Below are 4,739 nucleotides of genomic sequence, written 5' to 3'. Positions count from 1 at the left end.
GGGCCTGTCGAAGAAGGACATCATGCGCTGCCTCAAGCGGCATGTCGCCCGCGAGGTCTACCGCGTCCTCATGCGATCCCTGGATCACCGCACCACCACCCGGCAAACCACACAAAGCGACCTCACTGAAGCCGCTTGACATCCATAGGAGCATCCGAGCGGACGCCGAAGCCTGCCCGCTGCCGCGGACTCTTGACCCTCCTTGCCGCGGACGCTTGACAGTGACCTGGGGCCACCGACAAGGCGGGCGCGGCGTCGGACCCGGGCAGCGCCAACGCACCGGTGCGCGTCACGGATCGGCGGGCGCCGATCCGGCCGCGAAGAGGCCGGCCGCGAGGGTGGAGAAGACGTCGCTCACCTGGCGCGCCCGTCTCCCCAAGGCGGTCGCGCACGCGGCCACCACAACTGCCCGGTGAGCCCTCGCCGCCGGGCTCGGCCGGTCAGCACTTGTGCTCGGAGGCGGAGGGCCGTGGCTCGGTGGGCGTGGCGGTCATGTCGAGCAGGAGCATGGCGTCGTGATCCGGGGTGCCGGGTTCGGCCGTGTAGACGCCCATGCGGTGGCCGGGAGTGCCTTCGAGGGCCATGCCCTGGAAGACGAGGGTGATCTTGCCGACGTGGGGGTGCTGGAAGGTCTTGGCGGTGTGTTTGCGGCCGGTGACCTCGTAGCGCTCCCACAGGCCCGCGAAGTCGGGGCTTTTGAGGAGCAGTTCGCCGACGAGAGTGGTGAGGTCGGGGGCGTCGGGGTCGGTGCCGGCCAGGGCGCGCAGGCGGGCGACGCAGCCGCGGATCTGGTTCTCCCAGTCGGGGAAGACCTCGTGGGCGGCGGGGTGGAGGAAGAGGTTCCGCTGCTTGACCGGCCAGTCGGCGATGCCGGCGTAGAGGGCGAGGCCGCCGGGGTTGTGGGCGAGGATGTCCATGCTGCGGCTGAGGATGTACGCGGGGTTGGGGCGCACCGTTTCCAGCAGCAGCTTCAGATGGGGGCGCACGGTGCGGCTGGGGGCCGGGGCGGGCTTGGGTGCGTAGCGGGCGGCACGGACGGCCAGGTCACGCAGGTGCTGGTGTTCGGCGTCGTCGAGCTGGAGGGCGCGCCCGAGGGCATCGACCACGGCGGGGCTGGGGCGGGTTTCCTTGCCGCGTTCCAGACGGGTGTAGTAGTCGATGCTGACCCCGGCCAGGGTGGCCAGCTCCTCGCGGCGCAGGCCGGGGGTACGGCGAATGCCGGGCCCCGGGGTGAGGCCGGCGGCCTGGGGGCTGGTCTGGGTGCGGCGGGCGCGCAGGAAGCGCCCCAGTTCCTCGCCGCCGCTGTGCTGCTCGGGTGCCATAGGGCCAGTGTCTCCCCGCCGCCGCCGGGACACGCCCGGTGAGGGGGGCCCTGTCACACCCCCGCTGGCCGCTCCCCCGCATACCTCGGCCTGCCTGAGGCGGGCACGAAGCGGCAGGCTCGATGGTGTCGCGCCGACCGGCCTCCTGGGCCCGAGACGGTCGAGCGGCCCGGAGCCGCCACTTCGGCTCCCTGCCACCATCCCGCCCATCTATCGAGGAGCTGCGCCCATGCGCGCCACCCTGCTGTACGCGGCCGACGACGTACGCGTCGAGGACGTCGCCGACCCGAAGATCCAGAAGCCTACCGACGCGGTCGTGCGGATCGTGCTGTCCTGCATCTGCGGCAGCGACCTGTGGCCCTTCAAGTCCCTGCCGCACACCGACACGCCCCGGCAGATGGGCCATGAGTTCCTGGGCGTCGTCGAGGAGACCGGCGCCGAGGTGCGCGGCCTCGTCCCCGGTGACCTGGTGGTGGCCCCGTTCATGTGGGCCGACAACACCTGTGCGTACTGCCGCGACGGTTTGCAGACCTCCTGTGTGCACGGCGGGCAGTGGGGCGTGAACGGTGTCGACGGCGGCCAGGGGGAGATCGCGCGGGTCCCGTACGCCGACGGCACCCTGGTGAAGCTGCCGGTCGGTGAGGACTCCGAGCTGCTGCCGGATCTGCTGACCCTGTCCGACATCCTGTGCACCGGCTACCACGCGGCCCGTACCGCGGGTGTCGAGCGCGGCGACAGCGTCACCGTCGTCGGGGACGGCGCCGTGGGCCTGGCGGCGGTGATCGCCGCCAGGCTCCAGGGCGCCGAGCAGATCATCCTGATGGGCCGGCACACCCGGCGCACCGATCTGGGCCGTGACTTCGGCGCCACCGATGTGGTGGCCGAGCGCGGCGAGGAGGGCATCGCCCGGGTGCGTGACCTGACCGGCGGCGAGGGCACTCGTAAGGTCCTGGAATGCGTGGGCCTGAGCGACGCGCTGGTGCAGAGCTTCGGCGTGGTCCGCGACGGCGGCAGGATCAGCCGTGTCGGCGCCCCGCAGTACAGCGATGTGGCGTTCGGGTTCGGCGACTTCATGCGCAACATCACCCTCACCGGTGGCGTCGCCCCGGCCCGCGCGTACGTCGAGGAGCTGATGCCGCACATCCTCGACGGCTCGATCCGGCCCGGCCGGGTCTTCGACCGCACGCTGGCCCTGGCGGACGTGGCCGACGGCTACCGGGCGATGAACGAACGCGAGGCCCTGAAGGTCCTCATCCGCCCGTGAACAGGCGCCGGACCGACCACACCTATCGGGAGAAGTGACCACCGATGAAGTACATCAACCTGGGTGACCTGGAGGTTTCCCGTATCGGTCTGGGCGCGATGGGCATGTCCCATGGCCTCACCGGCGCCGGAACGGACGACGCGGAGTCCATCCGCACCGTCCACCGGGCGCTGGAGCTGGGCGTCACCCTCATCGACACCGCGGAGATCTACGGCCCCTACATCAACGAGGAACTCCTCGGCCAGGCGCTGAAGGGCCGACGCGATCAGGTGGTGCTGGCCACCAAGTTCGGCATGATCGCCCACTCCGGGGCGGGCCCGTGGCACCTCGACTCCAGCCCGGCCAACATCCGCACCGCCGTGGAAGGGTCGCTGAAGCGGCTGGGCACCGACCACATCGATCTGTACTACCAGCACCGCGTCGACCCCGGCACCCCCATCGAGGAGACCGTCGGGGCCGTGGCGGAACTGATCGCCGAGGGCAAGGTGCGGCATATCGGCCTGTCCGAGGCCGGGCCGGACACGATCCGCCGCGCCCACGCCGTCCACCCCATCACCGCGGTGCAGTCCGAGTACTCGCTGTGGACCCGCGGACTGGAGGAGCGCGTCCTGCCGGTGCTGCGTGAGCTGGGCATCGGGCTGGTCCCGTTCTCACCGCTGGGACACGGCTTCCTCACCGGCACCGTCCGGGACGAGGCCGACTTCGAGGAAGGCGACTTCCGGCGCGGCAACCCGCGCTTCACCGGCGAGAACTTCCAGCGCAATCTGCGTCTCGCGGACGAGGTCCAGGCCATCGCCGCCGAGGCGGGCGCCACACCGGCCCAGGTCGCCCTCGCCTGGCTGCTCGCCCAGGGCGACGACCTCGCGCCCATCCCCGGCACCAAGCGCGTGGCCCGCGTGGAGGAGAACACCGCCGCGGACCGCCTCCAGCTCGGCGCGGATGTCCTGGCCAGGCTCTCCAACCTGCCCCCGGCCGTCGGAGACACTCACACCGAGGCCGGTATGCGGATGCTGGAACGCTGAATGCTGGAACGCTGAGCCCCCACCCGGGCGACCGCGCCCGCGTGACGGGTCGTACCGGGCCATGCGGGGGTGCTCAGGAAGGCACCCTCGCTCCGAGGCGCTGGGCCATCGCCCGTGCCCCATCGAGGACCAACGCGACGTAGCGCTCCTTCTCGGTGTCGCCCCACCGCGGGGTGGGCACCGAGATGCTCATGGCCGCCACGCAGTTGCCGAGCCGGTCGTACACCGGCGCGGCGACACAGGCCGCGTGGTCATTGGACTCGCAGTACTCCTCGGTCCAGCCGCGCTCGCGGGCCTCTTCGACCTCGGCCAGCAACCGCTTCCGCGTGGAGATGCTGTTCGACGTCATCTGCTGAAGCGCCTTGTCGTTCGGGAACAGCTCATCGAGCTCCCTGGCCGGCAGGGCGCTCAGCAGCGCTTTTCCGCCCGCGGTGCAGGACGCGAGCAGCCGGCTGCCCACCTGCGACACCAACCGGACCGAGTACTTGCTGTCGATGCGCACGATGAACACCGCGAATCTGCCGTCCCGTACGACCACCTGGACCGTTTCGCCGCATGCCCGCGCCACCTCACCGGCACACTCCCGGCCCACGGTGGCGAGGTCGAGCCCGCGCTCGTATCCGGCGCCCAGCCGCAGGGCGTTGAGCCCTATCGCGACGCGTCCGGTCTCCTTGGAGACGGTCACATAGCCCCGGTCGGCCAGTGTGTTGACGAGTTCGTGCGTGGTGGCACGGGGCAGCCCGAGGTGCTGGGTGATCTCCGGAACCCGCAGTCCCTCGTCCTGGTCGACGAGCAGCTCCAGGATGTCCAGGCCCCGGCGCAGGGCCGGAGCGGTGAGTCGCGCCACGATGTCCTCCCAGCACACCTACAAGCAGACGACGTCCAAAATATCAGACGCCGAGGGCGCACGCGGATGCGCCCGAGTGGAGTGCCGGATCGCGCTCGGGCTCGGGCTCGGGCAGTGGCTCGGTGCGCCCTGCTGGCCGAGACGCCCCGTGTCCTCCCCGCCGACCGCGCGATGCGCTGACTCTGGGCCCTGCTGAGGGCGCATGGACCGGTCGGCGCCGAGGTGCCACGGGGTGTCCGGCGGATCTTTCCCCACCCCGCCCCTTCCCGATACCAGGGGCTCCA

4 protein-coding genes are annotated in these 4,739 nt (G+C 71.3%); 2 read left to right on the top strand and 2 right to left on the bottom strand.

Annotated elements, in window-relative coordinates; genetic code table 11:
• Nucleotides 1-440: 440 nt before the first annotated feature.
• Complete coding sequence (locus tag KN815_RS16510; RefSeq protein ID WP_216342688.1) at nt 441-1,322, bottom strand: helix-turn-helix transcriptional regulator; 882 nt, start codon at nt 1,320-1,322, stop codon at nt 441-443.
• 229 nt (nt 1,323-1,551) lie between these two features.
• On the opposite strand from KN815_RS16510, the gene KN815_RS16505 reads away from it, so the two are divergent.
• On the top strand, nt 1,552-2,586 hold the full coding sequence (locus KN815_RS16505) for an alcohol dehydrogenase catalytic domain-containing protein (protein ID WP_216342687.1): 1,035 nt from the start codon (nt 1,552-1,554) through the stop codon (nt 2,584-2,586).
• A 44-nt stretch (nt 2,587-2,630) separates the two neighbouring features.
• On the top strand, nt 2,631-3,608 hold the full coding sequence (locus KN815_RS16500; protein ID WP_216342686.1) for an aldo/keto reductase: 978 nt from the start codon (nt 2,631-2,633) through the stop codon (nt 3,606-3,608).
• A gap of 73 nt (nt 3,609-3,681) precedes the next feature.
• Here the strand turns inward: KN815_RS16500 and KN815_RS16495 are convergent, their stop codons facing one another.
• On the bottom strand, nt 3,682-4,455 hold the full coding sequence (locus KN815_RS16495; RefSeq protein ID WP_216342685.1) for an IclR family transcriptional regulator: 774 nt from the start codon (nt 4,453-4,455) through the stop codon (nt 3,682-3,684).
• Between the last annotated feature and the right edge of the window lie 284 nt (nt 4,456-4,739).

It is taken from the genome of Streptomyces niphimycinicus (genome assembly GCF_018883605.1).
Lineage (GTDB): Bacteria > Actinomycetota > Actinomycetes > Streptomycetales > Streptomycetaceae > Streptomyces > Streptomyces niphimycinicus.
The sequence above is the reverse complement of the archived record's forward strand: the minus strand, read 5'-3'. Positions and strand labels throughout refer to the sequence as shown.

Excerpts from the sequence above, each read along its gene's own strand:
- KN815_RS16510 (WP_216342688.1), bottom strand. The coding sequence starts at position 1,322 with ATGGCACCCGAGCAGCACAGCGGCGGCGAGGAACTGGGGCGCTTCCTG.
- KN815_RS16505 (WP_216342687.1), top strand. The coding sequence starts at position 1,552 with ATGCGCGCCACCCTGCTGTACGCGGCCGACGACGTACGCGTCGAGGAC.
- KN815_RS16500 (WP_216342686.1), top strand. The coding sequence starts at position 2,631 with ATGAAGTACATCAACCTGGGTGACCTGGAGGTTTCCCGTATCGGTCTG.